The sequence below is a fragment of the Psychrobacter sp. R86515 genome (assembly GCF_042466315.1).
Taxonomy (GTDB): domain Bacteria; phylum Pseudomonadota; class Gammaproteobacteria; order Pseudomonadales; family Moraxellaceae; genus Psychrobacter.
This window is the reverse complement of the sequence record NZ_JAXHCC010000001.1, coordinates 381,002-400,182: the sequence shown is the minus strand read 5'-3', so window position 1 is coordinate 400,182 and position 19,181 is coordinate 381,002. Positions and strand designations below refer to the sequence as shown.

The 19,181-nt window shown below is 43.7% G+C and carries 15 protein-coding genes and 1 riboswitch; of the genes, 10 read left to right on the top strand and 5 right to left on the bottom strand.

The genetic code is table 11. The features are described 5' to 3' along the window. Window positions 1-183 precede the first annotated feature (183 nt). On the top strand, window positions 184-1,107 hold the full coding sequence (locus tag SJY28_RS01680; RefSeq protein ID WP_179799341.1) for a bile acid:sodium symporter family protein: 924 nt from the start codon (window positions 184-186) through the stop codon (window positions 1,105-1,107). A 251-nt stretch (window positions 1,108-1,358) separates the two neighbouring features. On the opposite strand, the gene SJY28_RS01675 is transcribed toward SJY28_RS01680, so the two are convergent. Next, entirely contained in the window at window positions 1,359-2,453 is a 1,095-nt protein-coding gene (locus SJY28_RS01675; RefSeq protein WP_379543216.1) for a formate/nitrite transporter family protein, read from the bottom strand. A gap of 260 nt (window positions 2,454-2,713) precedes the next feature. Between SJY28_RS01675 and SJY28_RS01670 the strand changes: the two genes are divergently transcribed. From SJY28_RS01670 to SJY28_RS01655, 4 genes are all read left to right on the top strand, one after another. After that, a complete protein-coding gene (locus tag SJY28_RS01670; protein ID WP_379543215.1) occupies window positions 2,714-5,683 on the top strand; it encodes a valine--tRNA ligase in 2,970 nt (989 codons plus the stop codon). Between the two features lie 127 nt (window positions 5,684-5,810). Continuing rightward, entirely contained in the window at window positions 5,811-6,089 is a 279-nt protein-coding gene (locus SJY28_RS01665; protein WP_379543214.1) for a hypothetical protein, read from the top strand. A 94-nt stretch (window positions 6,090-6,183) separates the two neighbouring features. Beyond that, window positions 6,184-8,079: a protein kinase gene (locus SJY28_RS01660; RefSeq protein ID WP_379543213.1), complete on the top strand. Its 1,896-nt coding sequence runs from the start codon at window positions 6,184-6,186 to the stop codon at window positions 8,077-8,079. A gap of 56 nt (window positions 8,080-8,135) precedes the next feature. Then, window positions 8,136-9,434: a VWA domain-containing protein gene (locus SJY28_RS01655; protein ID WP_379543212.1), complete on the top strand. Its 1,299-nt coding sequence runs from the start codon at window positions 8,136-8,138 to the stop codon at window positions 9,432-9,434. 109 nt (window positions 9,435-9,543) lie between these two features. On the opposite strand, the gene SJY28_RS01650 is transcribed toward SJY28_RS01655, so the two are convergent. Continuing rightward, window positions 9,544-10,440 (bottom strand): ABC transporter substrate-binding protein, encoded by an 897-nt coding sequence (locus SJY28_RS01650; RefSeq protein ID WP_379543211.1) that lies wholly within the window; start codon window positions 10,438-10,440, stop codon window positions 9,544-9,546. Window positions 10,441-10,614: 174 nt separating this feature from the next. Then, window positions 10,615-10,731: riboswitch (TPP riboswitch) on the bottom strand. Here SJY28_RS01650 and SJY28_RS01645 point away from each other — a divergent pair. The 3 genes from SJY28_RS01645 (at window position 10,692) to SJY28_RS01635 (ending at window position 12,027) form a co-directional block, all read left to right on the top strand. Then, complete coding sequence (locus SJY28_RS01645; RefSeq protein WP_379543210.1) at window positions 10,692-10,853, top strand: hypothetical protein; 162 nt, start codon at window positions 10,692-10,694, stop codon at window positions 10,851-10,853. Its footprint overlaps the riboswitch before it by 40 nt. A 298-nt stretch (window positions 10,854-11,151) precedes the next feature. Then, window positions 11,152-11,574 (top strand): YbaN family protein, encoded by a 423-nt coding sequence (locus SJY28_RS01640; protein ID WP_379543209.1) that lies wholly within the window; start codon window positions 11,152-11,154, stop codon window positions 11,572-11,574. A gap of 243 nt (window positions 11,575-11,817) precedes the next feature. Next, window positions 11,818-12,027 carry a cold-shock protein gene (locus SJY28_RS01635; RefSeq protein ID WP_045453470.1) on the top strand — a complete coding sequence of 70 codons (210 nt, stop codon included), beginning with the start codon at window positions 11,818-11,820 and terminating at the stop codon, window positions 12,025-12,027. A 296-nt stretch (window positions 12,028-12,323) separates the two neighbouring features. Here the strand turns inward: SJY28_RS01635 and SJY28_RS01630 are convergent, their stop codons facing one another. Beyond that, a complete protein-coding gene (locus SJY28_RS01630) occupies window positions 12,324-13,448 on the bottom strand; it encodes a YeiH family protein (protein ID WP_379543208.1) in 1,125 nt (374 codons plus the stop codon). 220 nt (window positions 13,449-13,668) lie between these two features. On the opposite strand from SJY28_RS01630, the gene SJY28_RS01625 reads away from it, so the two are divergent. Beyond that, window positions 13,669-14,598 (top strand): LysR substrate-binding domain-containing protein, encoded by a 930-nt coding sequence (locus tag SJY28_RS01625; RefSeq protein WP_379543207.1) that lies wholly within the window; start codon window positions 13,669-13,671, stop codon window positions 14,596-14,598. Between the two features lie 124 nt (window positions 14,599-14,722). On the opposite strand, the gene SJY28_RS01620 is transcribed toward SJY28_RS01625, so the two are convergent. Together SJY28_RS01620 and SJY28_RS01615 are read right to left on the bottom strand one after the other, a co-directional pair. Next, the gene (locus SJY28_RS01620; RefSeq protein ID WP_057761630.1) at window positions 14,723-15,184 is read right to left on the bottom strand and encodes a universal stress protein; all 462 of its coding nucleotides are present in this window, start codon (window positions 15,182-15,184) and stop codon (window positions 14,723-14,725) included. Between the two features lie 99 nt (window positions 15,185-15,283). Then, window positions 15,284-15,745: a universal stress protein gene (locus SJY28_RS01615; RefSeq protein WP_379543206.1), complete on the bottom strand. Its 462-nt coding sequence runs from the start codon at window positions 15,743-15,745 to the stop codon at window positions 15,284-15,286. Between the two features lie 295 nt (window positions 15,746-16,040). Between SJY28_RS01615 and SJY28_RS01610 the strand changes: the two genes are divergently transcribed. Continuing rightward, on the top strand, window positions 16,041-19,121 hold the full coding sequence (locus SJY28_RS01610) for an insulinase family protein (RefSeq protein WP_379543205.1): 3,081 nt from the start codon (window positions 16,041-16,043) through the stop codon (window positions 19,119-19,121). Window positions 19,122-19,181: the final 60 nt, after the last annotated feature.

Here is a 19,181-nt window from a genome sequence, read left to right as displayed (position 1 = left end):
CGTAGTAACCAGTTTTATCAAAAATTGTCGGTTTGAAAAGCACGACTGTATGGAAAAGTGTCATATAAAGAGCTGACAACGTCGGTGGCTTTTACCCAAGATATCAGCAGGATTGGCTGATTGAGCATGACGAGGTTGTCATAAACCTGCCCGTGTAAGGGCTCTATCTACAAGGATGTAGTTATGGAAGGTGTTGAGTTAGTCACGTTTATAAATGCAAAAGTCATTCCTATTAGTATCTTTTTGATTATGATGGGAATGGGATTGTCCTTAGTTACCAATGATTTTAAGAGAGTCGTCAAATACCCTAAAGCAGTCGCCATAGGCTTGACCAATCAGCTAATATTCTTACCGCTCGTAGGTTTTGCCTTGGCAACCACCATGTCTCTCGAGCCAGAATATGCCGTCGGGGTTATGTTGCTGGTACTGTGTCCTGGTGGCACGACATCGAATCTATTTACCTATTTAGCCAAAGGTGATGTTGCACTTTCGGTCACCATGACCGCTATTGCCAGTGTCATTACCGTATTTACTATTCCTATCGTCCTCAGTTTTTCGCTCGTATATTTCATGGGTGCGGGTAGTGAGTTTCAGTTGCCAGTGGTCAAGACCATGATCAGCCTAATCGCTCTGACTATCTTACCCGTCAGTATTGGTATGTTGATCAAACGCTATGCCCCTAACGCGGCAGACAAGGGACAGGTGATGGTGTCTCGTTTTGGCGTGATATTTTTGAGCTTCTTGGTACTTTTCTTAAGCTATGTGCAACGAGACATTATCGTTGAAGCGTTAATCGCTACTGGCCCTGTGGCATTGATATTGAACGTATCGACGATGGCGCTTGGTTATTACACCAGTAAATGGTTCGGTCTAAATCCTGCGCAAAGACGCTCGATTACTATGGAAGTCGGCCTGCAAAACAGTACGCTTTCAATGTTTATGGCACTGACGCTATTGGCCAATTATAAGATGTCAATGACGCCAGCCATTTATACACTAATCATGTTCTTGACCGCTGGTATCATGGTCAGAGTATTTACTGCCCAGCACAATAAAGCCAAAAGAACCGAGATAGAAAACAGTGTATTGGCAGCACGTAGAATGTAAGAGGTTTAAGATAACCGTAGTAACGCATTGTTGCGCCAGTTGAGACAATTCTTGGCAAACAAGCAGCAGTTTATAGTGCAATAAAAAAAGCCCATAATCCGCTTCGTATATTGAAGCAGGTTATGGGCTTTTGCGTTTAATGCTCGTTTTAACTCAAACCAGTTTTGGCTCAAACCAGTTTTGGCTCAAATCAGTTTAACTCAAATCAGTTTAGCTCAAATCAGTTTAGCTCAAATCAGTTTAGCTCAAGTCTAAAATCTTCGTCTGTCCATTTTCGCTCTTGCCTCAGCGGCTTGTTCTTTCACTTTTTCAATTTCAAATAAGAACGTACGGTTTTTGAGTACCGCGACGAATACCACACCGCCGACCGTATTGCCCACCAGTACCACGACTAAAAATACCAAGTAGCGCCAGAGACTGACGGTATTGCCATATAGCAGCGCTGAAAATACCTCGATATTACCCACGATACTATGATGCAAGCCTAAAAACCCAATACTACCAGTAATAAGCGTCACCAGTACGATACGGCTAAGTGTGTCCCGTGCAGAGGTCACTAGCCATGCAGCCACGCCCATCATCCAGCCTGCCAACACCGCGCTACCAAAGATAACCCACCACTCAAAACCTAAGATATGCTCGGCATAGACATCGATAGCATGGTCTGTAAACAGGTGCATATGAAGCCCCAGACCAATCATTAACGCTGCAAAGATACAACCGCCAACGATATTACCAGCGATGACGATACCCCATAGCCGCAGGAGCTTGTGCAGCGGTTCAATTTTATTTAAGACAGGCAGGCTCAAGAGGGACGTCTGCTCTGTAAATAATAACGATTGACCAATCACCACGATAATAAAGCCGATTGGATATAGCAGTGACGACAGCACCATGGCATAGCGACTTGGTATCACGTCATTGAGTAGAGCAAACGCTGATAAAATCATAAAAAAGCTGATGCCAATCTCTAGCCCAGCCGTAAAAGCACTGGTAAATAGCGAGCCAAGTGAACGCTCAAAGGTTTCTTTTGCGTGGATAACCTGCTCGACTAAGATGCTGGCGTAGCTTTTTGCTTGGCTTAGATTGTCATCACTGGCGACCTTTTTGATGGTTTCTTTGTCTTCGTCGCTGATTTCTTCTGGCAGGTCGTCATTTTCTAAGTCTTCGGTGGCTTTGATAGGTTCGTCTGCTTCCTTGTCTACCTCAATGTCTTTAGAAGAATCGCTGCTTTTTTCTAGCGTATCGTCACCTTCAGGCACAGGAGTAGTGGTACTCGCATTTGTACGCTCATCGTTTGGTCGGTTAGCCTGAGAATCATGGTCATGCTCGGTATCTTGGGACACGGTTGGCTCGCTGGTTATAGGCTAATGATTTTGCTACGTAAGTAATCTCTATTATATTTCTCATTCTTCGGATTGCTGTTGTTAATTGATTAACAATTTGAGTAATAAATCACCTTCAAGCTTTATAAATTACCTTACCATCTAACAAAATCTGCCTATCTGCGTTAAAATCACACTATCAACTATTTTTCCTGTTTTTATAGCGTTTTGCGCTATCTCATTTTGACCACATTCATTATCAACAATAAGATTACCCTATTATGAGCAATCCTAATACCGATACCAGCATTGATAGCAATGCGAAAACCAATTTGACCCAGTCGATCCAAGCGGCGCTAAGCCAATTAGAGAGCGCCTACAATCCTGCGGAAGTCGAAGCAGGTATGTATCAAGGCTGGGAAGAAAGCGGCTATTTTCAGCCGACTTTTGATAAAGACGAGTCGTTTTCTATCGCGCTGCCACCGCCAAACGTCACGGGCTCGCTACACATGGGTCATGGTTTTAACAACGCTATTATGGATGCGCTCACCCGTTATCACCGCATGGATGGTGACAATACGCTATGGCAGCCAGGTACGGATCATGCGGGTATCGCGACTCAAATGGTTGTTGAGCGTCGCTTGGAGGCGCAAGGCATCAAGCGCCGTGATATGACGCGTGAAGACTTCATCGATAAAGTATGGGAATGGAAAGAAGAGTCGGGCGGCAATATCACTAGCCAGATTCGCCGTTTGGGCAGCTCGGTTGACTGGTCGCGTGAGCGCTTTACCATGGATGATGGTTTGTCCAATGCAGTAAAAGAAGTGTTCGTACGCCTGTTTGACGATGGACTTATTTATCGTGGTAAGCGTTTAGTTAACTGGGATCCAAAGTTCCAAACCGCATTATCTGATTTAGAAGTAGAAAACCATGATGAAAAAGGCAGCTTGTGGCATTTCCGCTATCACTTCACGGATACAGAACTATTAACTCAAGATGGTAAAAACTATCTAGTGGTTGCTACTACGCGTCCTGAAACGCTTCTTGGTGATACCGCTGTCGCAGTCAATCCTAGCGATGAGCGTTATGCACACTTAGTCGGCAAAACCATTACCTTGCCAATTACGGGTCGTGTCGTGCCTATCGTCGCTGATGACTATGTCGAAAAAGACTTCGGTACGGGCTGTGTCAAAATCACCCCAGCGCATGATTTTAACGATTATGAATTGGGTCGTCGTCATAGCTTGCCATTGATTAACATCCTTGATGAGCGCGCCAATATTTTGCCAGCGATGGAAGTCTATCCTGATCTGCAAACACGTGAGCCAGAGCTAGAGACTACGCCGAGCGAATATGCAGGACTTGAGCGTTTTGCGGCGCGTAAGTTCCTTGTAGAGCAAGCAGGCGAGCAAGGCTGGTTAGAAGATATCGAAGACTATGCACTCAAAGCCCCGCGTGCTGAGCGTGGCGGTACGATCGTTGAGCCGTGGTTGACCGATCAGTGGTATGTCGCGGTCAAAGAGCTTGCTAAGCCTGCGATTGATGCAGTAGAAGACGGCAGCATTGAGTTCGTCCCTGCACAGTACAAAAACATGTATATGGCGTGGATGACCGATCTACAAGACTGGTGTATCAGCCGTCAGCTGTGGTGGGGACATCGTATCCCTGCATGGTATGACGATGCGACAGGTGAAATCTATGTCGCCCGTGACGAAGCAGAAGTGCGTAGCAAATACAACCTAAGCGATGACGTAAAACTGCGCCAAGATGATGATGTGCTCGATACGTGGTTTAGCTCAGGTCTATGGACGTTCAGTACGCTTGACTGGGCAGACGTCAACGCCGATCCACGCGTGATGGACACTTTCCATCCGACCAGCGTGCTCGTAACAGGTTTTGACATTATCTTCTTTTGGGTTGCGCGCATGATCATGATGACCATGCACTTTGTGAAAAACGAAGACGGCACGCCGCAAGTACCGTTTAAGACCGTCTATGTGCATGGTCTGGTACGTGATGGCAACGGTCAAAAAATGTCAAAATCAAAAGGTAACGTCTTAGATCCGATTGATCTGATCGACGGTATTGAGCTAGAAGCGTTGGTGGAAAAACGTACCAGCAATATGATGAACCCAAAAGACGCGGCCAAAATCGAAAAGCAAACGCGTAAAGAGTTCCCAGAAGGCATCCCAGCGTATGGTACGGATGCACTGCGCTTTACCTTTACCTCACTTGCCAGTACCGGTCGCGATATCAACTTTGATCTAAAGCGTGTCGAGGGCTATCGTAACTTCTGTAATAAAATCTGGAACGCCAGCCGCTTTGTACTGATGAACTGTGTCGATGGTGATAGCAATGCTAAGCCGATTGACCAAACGGCAAACACTGATGTATGGGAGTTACCAGAAAAATGGATCATGAGTCGTCTAAACTCTACCATTACTGATATCCATCAACATTTCGCTCAATATCGTCTCGATATGGTCAGCCAAGATATCTATGAGTTTATCTGGAATGAGTACTGTGATTGGTATGTTGAGCTTGCCAAAGCCAGTCTAAATGATGACTCGGTATCGGACGAGCGTAAAGCGCAAATCCGCTATGTACTACTGCACGTACTAGAGACTGCGCTACGTTTCACCCATCCAATTATGCCGTATCTGACTGAGCAAATCTGGCAGACCATCGCACCGCTACTGGGTCGCAAAAACACCGACAGCATCGTGGTTGCTGACTATCCACAGACCGATGCCAGCCAAATCAGTGAGCAGACCGAAGCGGATATGGCATGGCTACAGGAGCTAATCGCGAGCGTCCGTAACATCCGTGGTGAGATGAAACTGGGTAATGCAGTACGTCTGCCAGTGTTACTACAAAACGTCTCTAGCGATGAAGAAGCGCGTCTATCACGTATCAAAAACCAGTTCAAAGCGCTTGCCAAAGTCGAGAGCTTAGAGATCGTCAAAGAAGGCGATGAGGTGCCACTGTCATCATCAAGTATGGTCGGTCAGCTACGTGTACTCGTACCGATGAAAGGTCTGATCGATCCAACGGCTGAGCTGGCACGCTTAGGTAAGTCATATGATAAGTTGAAAGGTCAAGCCGAAGGTATCGCGCGTAAGCTAGGTAATGAAGGCTTTGTGAGTAAAGCACCTGCGGAAGTGGTCGATGCTGAGAAGGCGAAATTGGCTGAGCTAGAAGGGCAGTTGACCGCGATGACGGCGCAGATGGAGCAGTTGAAAGCGTTGTAACATTTTTAACTTAGACATGAAAAGCCACCTAATTTTAGGTGGCTTTTTTATTTTTCTAAAAATAAGTCTACAGTTATCTGTATAGTTGTATTATTAGTCAGATGTAATTCAAAAAAGGAGCTTTACTATGGATGAGTCATACTACAACAAATTTATAAGACTGCATGAGACGAGCGATAGTGTGGAAGCTAACGAATATCTGGAGTGCGAATGGGTACTATTAAATGTGGTCAAAACACAAGTTTCTGAGGAAAGTTGGAACACATATTATGTTCTTGGTTGGAATAAAAAAGTAGAAGATATTAAGCGAGGCAGGTCTTGGAAGGAAAGGATGGACACAGATATTGAGAACTATAAAGAAGGTAGAAAAAAAGCTGTTCCAGATGATTTAGATGCTTTGTTCTAATCAGTAGGAGGGTGTCAAAAGTAGATAGTATAAACGACATCTTCTAAAGGTACTGACAGATAATTAATTATATAAATATAAAAGAGTTTGGATAATGAGTTTTAAAAATATAAAAGTTGGTAATGTTATTAAGGGAAACTATAGTGATTGGGTATTAGATAAAAAAATAGGTAAAGGAGGTAATGGAGTAGTGTGGTCAGCTTCTCAAAAAGATATGGAATCTGAAAAGATAGCTATTAAGTTTGTTCGTTGTGGACAAGATTATCAGAAACAGCGATTTGAAAGAGAGGTTACTACGCAATCAAGCTTTGATCACGAATCCATCATAAGCATATATGAATATCATACAGGATTAAATAATTGTTGGTTTTCAATGCCTATTTGCACCTCGGCCTCTAGTCTGCTAAATAATAAAAATGCAACGGAAGTATGTGATGAATATCTAAATATAGTCTCTTCTGTAAATTATATCCATAGTAAAGGTATGGCTCATAGAGATATTAAGCCTGACAACATACTTAATTTAGATGAAAACCTTGCTTTAGCTGATTTTGGTTTGATATCAGCTCCTTTAAGGTGTAAAGATAGACGTATTACTCAGGTTAAAAATAAACTTGGTAATTTTGCAACTATCGCTCCTGAATTAAGATTTGTCAAAGATATTAATGCTGATTTTAGACCAGCGGACGTTTACTCCTTAGCTGTTACTCTATGGATGTTTCTAACTAAGGATAAAAATGGGTTTGATGGACAATATGCTATTTCAGCTAAAAGTAAGCTAGAACTAGCTCTAAAAGATGAACGATTAGAATTGAGAGACCTACATGATCTACTTGAGAAAGCTACAGAAAATGACCCTAATCTAAGGCCAAATATTGAAGAGTTTGAAGAAAATCTAGTGAAATGGATAGAAGCGACTAAAGACTTTGCTGCTCTTATATCCTCAAAATGGACAAATCTTCAAGAGGAAATAAACCCATATAATGCTCATTACTTAGTATTTAATGATGTAGACGTTATTGTTTCTGTTTTAAATAAGATTGTTCGAAATGACACAGCTGTGCATCATTGTTTCTTACCTAGGATGGGTGGGTTAGATTTGATTAGAGCTGAAGTCAAAGAAAATGGAGAAATAAGGCTACTAATGGATGGCGGCTCTAACTATGACTGTCTTCCAAAGGCATTACATTATGTCAATTATCAATATAAACCTTCGGAAAGCTATTTTTTTCTCGAAACAAAACCAATTGAAAAGCCTATTAATTCAGAATTATATAAAAATAATGAGGTAGTAGATTATACAGAGTTTGAAAATGGAGATTTGACCTTTGCTGAAGTGCATAATAACAGCATTTGGCAGGGTAAATATATTTTTGGCGATACTAGAAGTGTTACAAGGGTATATGAAGGTAGTTTTCTTTTCGTCTTCAGGCATTCTCTATACAATTCACTTCCCTCAACATATGATGCCAGACATTCAGAAATGGGCTTTGATAAATTTCGAAGTTGTTATCCAAAACCTTATTCAGAAGTACATATTAAACCTGAACCGCCACAATTTCTAGAAAATGATAGTAGTTGGGAAAATGACCCAGAGTTTTATATATATTTGAATTCATTAGATGTACCAAGGATACTATTATTATTAGAGAAATGGCCTACTGATGAAAAGAGTGATGATAACGAATGGGGAGTTATAGGCTCAGGGAGTCTGTTTAAATTTGCTATAGATCATTTATCTGCAGATTTTAGCTTTCTAGAAGAGTTGAATCGCAAAGAGCTATTAGAGTTAGTTTCTATCATGTATCTAGGGAGAGAGACATATGGAAAAAGAACCACCCGAGATATATGGACTTTCCATCTAAAACATGTGAAAAACGAATCAGATGAAGAGTTGAGAAGAATTATCAAAGATAAAATGCCTTCTGCTACCAAAGAGTATATTAGTCAGGGTTTGAAAGCTTTAGGAGCTGAGCAAGCTGACTATTAAAAGTAACGATAAAATTTAGGCTTCTGAAGAGCTTTTGTATGAATAAGAGGAACACCATGAACCATCTCACTGTCGGACAACGCGCGCCTTTAAGCAACCTTGCTATTGACGATACTGCACCCATCACGCTCAAGTTCACCCGCCAAAGCCCGATAGAGATGGATATCAGCTGTTTTGCCTTAGACGCAGCGGGCAAACTGATCAATGATGATTACATGGTGTTTTATAATCAGCCAACCTCACCATGCGGGCAAATCAAGCTCACCCATTACGAGTCGCAGCCAACGGCGAGTAAGGGCATCCAAGCCGAGTTTGAAGTCAATCTATCCAAACTGGCTACTAATATAGACAGCTTGTTTTTTGTATTATCAGCCGACACGCCGCTCAATCAAATTCAATCGTTAGAGATTGGCATTTGGCAGCAGTCGCAAAAGGCGCAGGCAGAATATCAAGCAGCCGACTTTGCCCAGCAGCAAGCCAGTATGCTAATGCAGCTTTATCGTAAAAGTGGTGTTTGGCGGGTTTCTAACGTGGCGCAAGGCTTTAATGGAGGACTTGCCGCCATCGTGCAGCATTTCGGTGGCGATGTAGAAGAAGGTAGTCCGCAAGTACTCGAGGCGACCGCAACGCCAGTTCAAGCAAAGCCATCGTTAGAGAAGGTCATGCTAGAAAAAGCGCCAAAACTGGTCAATCTGGCCAAAAAAGCCACGATATCGCTTGAGAAGCGCCAATTGCAGCAATTAACGGCAAAAGTGGCGTTGGTGCTAGACGCTTCAGGCTCAATGAATAGACAGTACAAAAAAGGCCGCGTGCAAGAGGTGGTCAATCGCATATTGCCATTGGCAGTGAACTTCGATGACGACCAAGCGCTAGACTGCTGGGCGTTTGCCCGAGATCCGCAGTATTTGGGCGAGATTGGACTGAGCAACTATGACGGTTTCATTAACAACGCTCATGGCGGTTGGCGTAAATGGGCACTTGGCCCGCGCATCAACAATGAAGCAGAGGTCATGAAAGCCGTGACGGAGTTTTATCAAAAGGACGGCTTGGATGTGCCTGTCTACGTGCTATTTATCAGTGATGGCGGGGTAAATGACAACCGAGGTATCACGAGAGTCATGACGGAAGCCGCGAAACTACCGATATTTTGGCAGTTTGTGGGCTTGGGTGGTCGTGGTTATGGCATTCTCAAAAAACTAGACGACATGACAGGGCGCGTGATTGATAATTGCGACTTTTTTGAATTAGATGACTTGGACGATATCAGCGAAGAAGCCTTGTACGAAAATATGCTAGAAGAGTTCCCATTGTGGCTAAAAGAAGCCAAGCAACTTGGTATAGTCACTACATTATAAAAGTATGACTGCGTTGATCTCATTATTCGATGACAGCTAAATAAAAAACCGCCATAGCAAACACTATGGCGGTTTTTTGTTATTTAAAATATCTTAAAATCTAAAATATCTATAGTGCCCAAAGCGATTGGTACTGCCCATCAGTCAAGGTTACGATATCGATTTCGGCTAGCATCTCGCGCAGTTCTTCCCACTTACTTGCATCAGGCTTGATAGGCGTGAGCAATCTGCCCAGCGTATTATCAATGATGGCATCCATCAGCGCATCGACTTCGGTTTTACTATAGTCGTAATACATACGGTGGGCAGTGGCTGGCTCATTTTTACACAGTTCGGTCATTTGATTGGTCACTTGGATAAAGGTATCTATTGCGTCTTTTTTCGCGCTATAGATCTCATCTGTCGTCAGAATCTCTAACGCTGAGAAGTTCGGATAGGGTGACAGGTGTTGATCGATAAATTCAAAATCCAACCCTTCATGAGTCGCCTCAACGCCCTCAAAATTATAAAAGCATAGCCATGCGCCATCTAGGCTTGGGTCTTCTTGCAAGTTTTTTATATGATAAAAGTCTTTTTGTACAAAGCTCACATTATCACGGCTGATACTAAAGCCATCTTTCTTGGTATAGCGCGCTAATATCTCAAAGCCAATACGATTGGTTTTTTCTTCAGCAGCAGGGGTGCAGATGCGGATTGGCTGATTGTTTTTTAGCTTGTCCATGCTAGCGCGTTGCATCAATATGCCGCCATCGGTCTCAAAAAAGCAGCCTAGCGCACGTAGATTAGGCGCGTAATGCTCAAACAGATGGATAGGCTCATTGACATGCAGATCGATGCTTTGGTTCTGTAATTCGGCAAAGCCATCATAGTGGTCATCTGGTTCGATAATGGTGATATTAAGCCCTGCCTGCTCATACGCCCCCGTGGTCACACCAGCGATAAAGGGCAGATGATCAGGGTTTAAAAACCATTCGAGGGTCAGTGTAAGTTTGGTGGTCGGCTGCATGGTTGTTTCCTTTTTGATTATGGAAAACAATCAGACTGATACTATTAAAGTAAAACAAGAAAGGCCAAATAAGAAAGACGAGGTCTCGATGCTAACTGTCAGATGCTCGGCGTTTGATATGGTTATCATCACCAGTACATCATCTATAGACTGCTCTTATTTATAGACCTCTGAGGGTATGTCACGCTTGTTTCCTACGTCAGTGCTAACTGCTTCAGGTTCACGGGTATATCTCAGCGATGATGTGGGCTGTGTCTACAGCGTTAAATCAAAGCACCCCGACAAGATTGATTGGTATTGCATTATTTTTGGTCAGTACCGCTAATGAATCGGTACTGCTAATGGCTATTATCGATAGCTACTGCGTCATCATAGACGACTTACGAGACGTGATGCAAGCGTATCGGAAATGACGATGACAGGTAATGACTGGTGTTCGTTAACCGCTCTTTATAACAGCTGTTGCTTATCACGGCTTTTTATAAGCGCTTTCAATCGACGTGTTAATAGAAGAGTACAGCATTTATTATTGGTACTTACCCAATTACTAACCAAACATACCTATCAATAGCAAAAACCTTATATAAATAGTCTTGTGCGCAGACGGGCGATATTGCATGATTAGCCTTCTATGCCACGGCTTTACAATAGGCGCTACTCTAAACAATTGACATTTGGCATAACTGACAACTTACACGACCGACAACTTATATGACCGATAATAAAAAAGCGTTCTATTACCGACCTAAGACTGATCAAGCCAACAGCCCAATGCTGCGTTGGACTTTTGTGACGCTTGGTTGGCTGTTTTTTATCTTAGGGATTATCGGTATATTGTTGCCAGTGATGCCCACAGCGCCTTTTATCTTGCTAGCAGCAGGTTGCTGGGCGCGCAGTTCTCGACGTTTTCATTTTTGGTTGATTAATCATAAATACTTTGGCAAATTCGTCCGTGACTGGGAGGAGAATCATGCCGTTCCGCTTTATGCCAAGTGTTTAGCGACGGTTATGATGGCAGCATCAACAATTATGTTATTTTATCGTTTGCCTGCCGATATGATGTGGATGGCATGGGCGGTAGCCGCTGTCTGTAGTGGGGTAGCGATATATTTGTTCCGTTTACCAAATGCTTAAATCCGTTGCAATTTGCGCCAAAATCAGCCAATAAACGGCTCTGGTTACACGAAACATGAGATAAGACTTGCGATACTGGGATGTACCCCTTATAATACGCCCAAGCTTAAGAGCAGTTCTGCACCAAATCATTACCTCGTAGTATTAGTTATAATCCTTCGTTTTAATATTTATCGTTCAGTAGCTATTTGCAAGCGTTACCGGTCACTAGACCATTAATAAATTTAAAAGTAGGATTATACTATGTCAGACGTTCAAAAAGGTACAGTTAAGTGGTTCAACGAAGCTAAAGGCTTTGGTTTTATCGCTCCAGAAACTGGCGCAGACGTTTTTGCTCATTACAGCGAAATCACTGGTTCAGGTTTCAAAACTTTGGCTGAAGGCCAAGAAGTTGAGTTCACTGTAACTCAAGGCCAAAAAGGCCCACAAGCACATAACATCGTTGCTATCTAATTTGTCTTTATAGGCAGATAGATGAATAGATGTAGAAAAGCGAACCTTCGGGTTCGTTTTTTTTCGTCTATGTTTTAGTATTTAGAGACTTGGTATTTACAGCATTAGTGTTTAGAGCATTAGTACTTAAGAGATTGATATTTAAGGTACTAAAGTTAGTACTAGTCCAAGATTAAAGGTTTTAGCCAATCATATTAGACCGAATGACAGATACAAAAAGGCCTCCAACTATAGATAGTCGGAGGCCTTTTATATTATGCAGTGACATCAGCTGTTAAGAATGAATATTTAGCTTATTATATAAAGCTAATACCGATATTAATCAGACCACCACCCAGTATTAACCAACCAAACATAATAGCACCCAAGATAAGCGGTCTAACGCCAGCTTGCTTGATCGCACTTAGATGAGTAGTCAGACCTAATGCAAACATGGCCATCGTAAGTAGTACATCATCTAGCATCACCATACTGCGTACGATACTCCCTGACATTGGCACCCACGTATGTATCAATACAATGCCGATAAAAATAAATGCGAACCATGGCACTTTGACTTGTTTGACCCGAGTCATAAATGACGCTGTCTCGTTTTTACTGCTCTTATCTTTTATAGTCGAATTATCTACGGTGCGATCTTTGGTTAGCGCAAACGATAACACAAGCAGGAAAGGCGCAAGCATCATGACGCGTATCATCTTGGTCACGACAGCGGTATCGCCAATCTCAGTATTGATTGCATTGCCCGCGACCACAACTTGTGCGACCTCATGGACGGTTGAGCCAGTGTACATGCCATATTGCTGAGCGCTGAGCCACGGTTGTAACCAACCGAGATGATATAAAAAAGGATAGAGCAGCATCGCGATAGTACCAAACACCACCACAGTTGCCACGGCGATAGTGACCTTGTGAGCTTGCGCGTTGACGACTGGCTCTGCAGCAATAACGGCAGCAGCACCGCAAATACTTGCCCCTGAGCCAATCAAGATAACCGTTTCTTTATCGACTTTTAACCATCTAGTACCTAACCAATAGGTCAGCAAAAAGGTTGACGTCAGTACCAGTGCGTCAGTCATAATCGCTGGCATACCGACGCTCGCAACTTGTGTCATGGTTAGCTTAAACCCATAAAACATAATCGCAAGTCGCAGTATCTGACCCTTTGCAAAGCAAACGCCGCCGTTTAAACGTTCAGTGAATTTGGGATAGATAGTATTGCCCAAGATCATGCCTAGCAAAATCGCTAGCGTTAAAGAGGACAAGCCAACGATACGTCCGTTTGACCATACATCTAAACTGCTGTCCAACCATAAGCAAAACAAACTACCAATCAGAACGACTACCAATCCCGTTAAGTGACGGTGATTAGGGGTATAGTTATGAACGGAGTTGCTGACTGATTGGACGAATGTGTGCATGATGCGGCATCCTATTACTTATATTAAGATAAGCATAAGCTTATGAATAGACAGTATATGCCCGCCACATTTATAATAAAAACAGATTAATAAGATATAAACTATCGATTTTTTAGGTTAAAGTTTATGATAGAAGTCGATATACCGCATATGAGCATCAAAAAAGACAAACATCACGAACAAAACAGCGTAAAAACTGACATAAGGCATCATTGATAACATGAAAAAATCTGTGCAGACAATGCCAAAGATTACGCTTAAGCAGCTTGCTGTTTTTGTCAGTATTTATCAGACAGGTAGCACCAGTCGCGCCAGTGAGGAGCTGCATTTATCACAATCAGCAGTTAGCAGCGCACTGACAGAGTTAGAGTCTAGACTACAGATGCCGCTATTTGAGCGCGTCGGCCGTCGGCTCAATCAACACCCCAATGCTCATCCTATTTATATACAGGCACAGGCTATCTTGGGTCAGTCGCTCACGCTTGAGCATTATCATCAGTATCAAGCAGGACAGATTCACATCGGTGCCAGTACCACTATTGGTAATTACGTGCTGCCATCTTTACTTGGTAAGCTATATGGGGCGCTACCTGATGCCAATGTCGATATGTATATTGCCAATACGCAAGAGGTAGTGAGCGAGGTTGAGCAACTAAATATCGATATCGCGCTGGTAGAAGGAATGCCGCGTCCGGTAGATATGAAAGCTATTGAGCAGCGCGAATGGCGTACCGATACGCTAATGATATTTGCCAAGCGTGATAGCAAGTGGCTAAAGGGTATAGCTACCTATAGCGAAGACGAGGACTGCTATCAGCTGACCATTAATCAGCTAGCGCAATTACCGTTACTGGTACGTGAGGCAGGGTCAGGCACACGGCAAATTATCGATGAGCAATTGCTTAAGTATCTACCCAATGCAGAAGTGGTCAAGGCGATACATCAGTCTGAGGCCATTAAACATATGGTGAGTGCAGATATTGGTCTTGGTTGTCTATCGCAGCATGTAATTGAGACAGAATTGGCAACAGGTGAGCTGGTACAAGTAAATGTAGCAGGAATTGATCTATCGCGTACATGGTGGCTAGTCTGGCACAAAGCTCGACACCAGAGCCCCATTTGGCAAACCTTTATAGATATTATTCAATAGGGTTAAACGATGAGTCTGGATGAACCTAAAATCTATTAGCCATAAAAAAGCGCAGCGTTAAAAGTTACGCTGCGCTTTTTTTTGAGACATGCTTTAGATAATATAAAACAATCAAAGCATATTGTTATGCTGAAACAGGCTTGTCCAGTCGCACCACAAAGCTGTCGCAAGGTACATTGGGCAAGATATTATCCGCAGTTGCGCCACTGATCCATGCAGCGATACCAGTACGCTTATGACGACCGATGACCAATAGATCGACATCGTGTTTATGACAGTAGCTGACGATACCTTCACTACTAGAGATGGCAGTTGTGACTTCCGACGTTGCTGCATTTAGCTGATTGCGTTCAAGGAATTGCGCCAGCTTTGCACGTGCTTCTTGGCAGCGTTCATCATCAATCTCATCGTAAAGGCTAGAGGCAGGCACCAGCTCATAGCCGAAGCCAACCATGGTGTCTTTGACAATATGCAAAACAGATAGCTTAGAGCCTGGACGGTTTTCAACGATGCGCTTGGCCTTTTGGGCGACTATATCTGCATCAGAGAGTAAGTCGGTAACCAGTAAAATATGTTCGTAACTCATAGCGTCTTCCTCATGTCAGATAGTATTTACTATAGCACTACTCTAGGGCGCTGTTAAGTAAAGCTTGTCGTCTTTAGCAGCGGATGAGAGCGATGCCAATTATTCCAAGACAGGCTGATCAAGTTTCACCACTAAGCTATCGCAAGGGACATTTGGCAAGATACTATCAGCGGTCGCACCCACCAACCAAGCAGCAATACCATGGCGCTCATGGCGTCCAATGATAAGTAAATCGACCTCTTTTTCACGGCAATACTTAATGATACCTTTACTATTAGAGATGGCAGCGGTGACCTCAGAGTTGATTGCTTCTAGCTCGTTACGTGCCAAAAATTGCGCCAGCTTAGTCCGTGCTTCTTGCCACTTCTCACTATCGACATCACCCGAGAGGCTAGAGGCAGGCACGAGCTCATAACCGAAGCGCACCATATCATCTTTGACTATATGCAAGACGGACAGTCTGGCTTCAGGAGAGCCTGCGAGGATATGCTTGGCTTTTAGCGCCACTTTGTCTGCATCGGACAGCAAGTCAGTGACCAGTAAAACGTGTTGGTAGCTCATAAAGTACTCCACTCCTGTTAATAGTTAACTTTATAGTAGCAGCGCAGGTTGTCTTTGTTAAGTGATAAATCCATAATAAAATTGTGGATATATATAAATTTGTAACTATAAGGCTCTGATAGCTAAGTTGATAGCCACGTAGATTATGTGGTGGATTATTGCGTGACTGCTGCCTTGACTTATCCATGTCGCAGCCCCACTAATAGCGCTAAGCCAACTCTTTTTTAGCCAATTTATTACTCTATTTTCCCTGACAGTCAGGGCACTATACGCATAATAAGCGATAAGGATAACTATGACGGATACGCCATTTACTGCTGATTTAACCTTGCATCCAGCATTTGAGCTGATTGAGCATCGCCATATTGAGGCGCTATCGATGGATGTGCTGATCAGTCAGCATGTAAAAACAGGAGCGATGCATTATCATCTGGCACACCCAAGTGATGAAAATGCGTTTTTGGTCGGTTTTCGCACCCAGCCGATGGATTCAAAAGGCGAGGCGCATGTCTTAGAGCACGTGGCATTATGTGGTTCGAACAAATTTCCAGTACGTGATCCGTTCTTTTCGATGATTAAACGTTCATTAAACACGTTTATGAATGCGATGACCGCAGCCGATTGGACGGCCTATCCGTACGCGACGCAAAACAAAAACGACTATTTTAACTTGCTCGCTGTCTATCTAGATGCGTCGTTTTTCCCCAATATCCATCCGCTCGATTTTGCCCAAGAAGGCATCCGTGTAGAGCTTGATGAAAATGATAAGCCGCAGTTTAAAGGTATCGTTTTTAATGAGATGAAAGGCGCGATGAGTGGCGAGATTGATCAGCTATATCATACGGTTGCTCATCATCTGTTCCCAACGACAACCTATCATTATAATTCAGGCGGCGATCCTGCCGATATTCCTGACTTGACACATACTGAGTTGACCGAGTTTCACCAGAGCCATTATCATCCGTCAAACAGCGTCATCATGAGTTTTGGTAATATCCCTGTTGCTGAGACGCAAGCGAAGATACACGAAGATGCCTTGATTCAGTTTGAAGCAGGTAAAAAGCATGTATCGCGTCCTGAGCAGCGTTTGTCTGCACCAATCAGTGCGGTCGATACTTATACTGCTGACGAAGCAGGCCCAGATCAGACGCATCATGTGGTTGCTTGGTTACTACCATCAATTACCGATCCTAAGCAGCGCTTAGCATTGCGTCTATTAGAAGGCGTATTGATTGAGCATGCAGGTTCGCCATTGCGTGCTTATCTTGACAGCCATCCACTAGGTAAAGCGCCAAGTCCGCTATTGGGTCTTGATGACAGTCATTATGAGATGGTCTTTTATACGGGACTGCGCGGCTCTAACCCTGAACATGCCGAAGCGGTTGAGCAAGGTATTATCGACTTACTGACCGAAGTAGCCAATTCACCAGTCGATGATGAGACAATCGAAACCATTCTGCATCAGATTGAAATTGATCAGCGTCACATCGGCGGCGATAGCATTCCTTATGGTCTAAACCTCATGCTAGAGGGCTTTAGTACCGCCATTCATGATGGCAATCCTATCGACGTTTGGGAAGTAGACGAGCATCTACAGTGGCTACGCGAGCAAGTTGTCGATCCACAGTGGCTACCGAACTTGATTAAAATGCATCTATTGGACAATCAGCATCGCGTACGCGTAACGATGACCCCTGATAGCGAAAAAACAGCCCGTTTGGCAGCAGCTGAGCAGACTCGTTTAGATACTATCGCGATGGACTTGACTGCTGATGACAAAGCTATCTTGAAGCAACAAGCCTTAGATTTGGCTGCACGTCAAGCTGCGCCAGATGATTTAAGCTTATTACCAAAAGTAGGTCTAGAAGACGTACCAACGGATATTAGCTTTAAAGAAGGCATCCAAAAGCAGGTGCGTTTGAGCGGGCAAGACAGCACGCTATTTGAGTATGAAGCTGGCACTAATGGTATTTATTATTATCAAGTGATTGTCCCGCTCACTGAAGCAATCGGCAATGCGAGCGCAGATGAGCTACCAGTCAATGATGTGATTAATCATCCATTGTTACCTATTTATTTAAGTCTATTGTCTGAGCTAGGTACTGACTCGCTTAGCGCTCATGAGATGCAAGCCAAGCAGGCCGCGCATTCTTCTGGTGTGACCGCTCGTATTAGCCAACGTACCAACGTCGATGATAGCCAAGCGATTAGCAGTTATTTTGTGGTGGCAACGCGTGCGTTAAATCGCAAGCCTGAAGCGATTGATTTGCTCAAAGAAGTGATGGAGCACAGTATCTTCTCTGAGCATGACCGTATCAAAGAAATCTTGCAACAGCGCCAGGCGGGTTGGCAGTCAAACTTAGCGGGCTCAGGGCACTCTTATGCGATGCAAACGGCCAGTCGTGGTATGAGTCGCCAAGCGCAGTTGGAATATGTGCGCAGCGGTCTACCAGCATTGAACGCGCTTAAAGATTTCTTAGCACATGCTAGTACAGATGATGCCCAGTGGGATCAATTGGCTACGAGCTTGATGGATTTACATCAACGTCTGATCAGTTTGCCTAAGCATGCCGTTATTATCTGTGAAGCAGAGCAAACCGAACGTTTAAGCAGCTTAATCGTTGATAGCTGGAAAGACAGCCAAGCGACGACTGCTTCTAATGATCTAACGAACGCAGCAGCAAATATCCCAAGTGAGTTTGCAAACCTGCAATTAGATACTGCGTTAAATGGTGCGACTGATACAGTCAAAGCATTAGAAAATGGCGACGATGTTAAAAACGACGTGCTTGATGTTGCAAATCTAGCATGGCTAGTACCAACCAATGTCTATCATAACGCTAGTGCTTATACTGTACCTGCTGCTGACCATCCTGATACCGCTGCACTCATGGTATTAGCGCCTTACTTACGTAACGGCTATTTGCACAGTGCGATTCGTGAGCGCGGCGGTGCCTATGGCGGCGGCGCAGGTTACGATGCCAATGCTTGTGCCTTTAAGTTCTTTAGCTATCGTGATCCACAATGTGCTGAGACCTTTGCTCACTTTGATGCCAGTATCGAGTGGTTATTAAACGAGCCACAAACCGATGAGCAATTAGAAGAAGCTATTTTAGGTATTATCTCAGGCATGGATAAGCCGGGCTCTCCTGCAGGCGAAGCAATCAAAGCGTGTTTTGCTAACTTGCATCATCGCGGTGTCGACTGGCAGCGTAAAATGCGTGCGTCAATATTGGCCGTGACGGTTGCTGATTTGCAGCGCGTTGCCAAGCAATATCTGCAAGGTCAAAAGCATGTACGTGCAGTGCTAGCGCCTTACGACAAAGAAGAGGCAGTAAAAAGTCTTGGTTTTGAGGTTTGTAGAATAAAGAGCTAAGACAAGTAGGTTTGTTCTTGATTAAAAGTTAAGCACAAAAAAGCCAAGCATCATGCTTGG

Bases quoted from the DNA above. Each gene is read 5' to 3' on its own strand.
- SJY28_RS01610 (WP_379543205.1), top strand. From the start codon at position 16,041: ATGACGGATACGCCATTTACTGCTGATTTAACCTTGCATCCAGCATTT.
- SJY28_RS01625 (WP_379543207.1), top strand. From the start codon at position 13,669: ATGAAAAAATCTGTGCAGACAATGCCAAAGATTACGCTTAAGCAGCTT.
- SJY28_RS01655 (WP_379543212.1), top strand. From the start codon at position 8,136: ATGAACCATCTCACTGTCGGACAACGCGCGCCTTTAAGCAACCTTGCT.
- SJY28_RS01635 (WP_045453470.1), top strand. From the start codon at position 11,818: ATGTCAGACGTTCAAAAAGGTACAGTTAAGTGGTTCAACGAAGCTAAA.
- SJY28_RS01680 (WP_179799341.1), top strand. From the start codon at position 184: ATGGAAGGTGTTGAGTTAGTCACGTTTATAAATGCAAAAGTCATTCCT.
- SJY28_RS01620 (WP_057761630.1), bottom strand. From the start codon at position 15,184: ATGAGTTACGAACATATTTTACTGGTTACCGACTTACTCTCTGATGCA.
- SJY28_RS01630 (WP_379543208.1), bottom strand. From the start codon at position 13,448: ATGCACACATTCGTCCAATCAGTCAGCAACTCCGTTCATAACTATACC.
- SJY28_RS01615 (WP_379543206.1), bottom strand. From the start codon at position 15,745: ATGAGCTACCAACACGTTTTACTGGTCACTGACTTGCTGTCCGATGCA.
- SJY28_RS01640 (WP_379543209.1), top strand. From the start codon at position 11,152: ATGACCGATAATAAAAAAGCGTTCTATTACCGACCTAAGACTGATCAA.
- SJY28_RS01650 (WP_379543211.1), bottom strand. From the start codon at position 10,440: ATGCAGCCGACCACCAAACTTACACTGACCCTCGAATGGTTTTTAAAC.
- SJY28_RS01670 (WP_379543215.1), top strand. From the start codon at position 2,714: ATGAGCAATCCTAATACCGATACCAGCATTGATAGCAATGCGAAAACC.
- SJY28_RS01665 (WP_379543214.1), top strand. From the start codon at position 5,811: ATGGATGAGTCATACTACAACAAATTTATAAGACTGCATGAGACGAGC.
- SJY28_RS01660 (WP_379543213.1), top strand. From the start codon at position 6,184: ATGAGTTTTAAAAATATAAAAGTTGGTAATGTTATTAAGGGAAACTAT.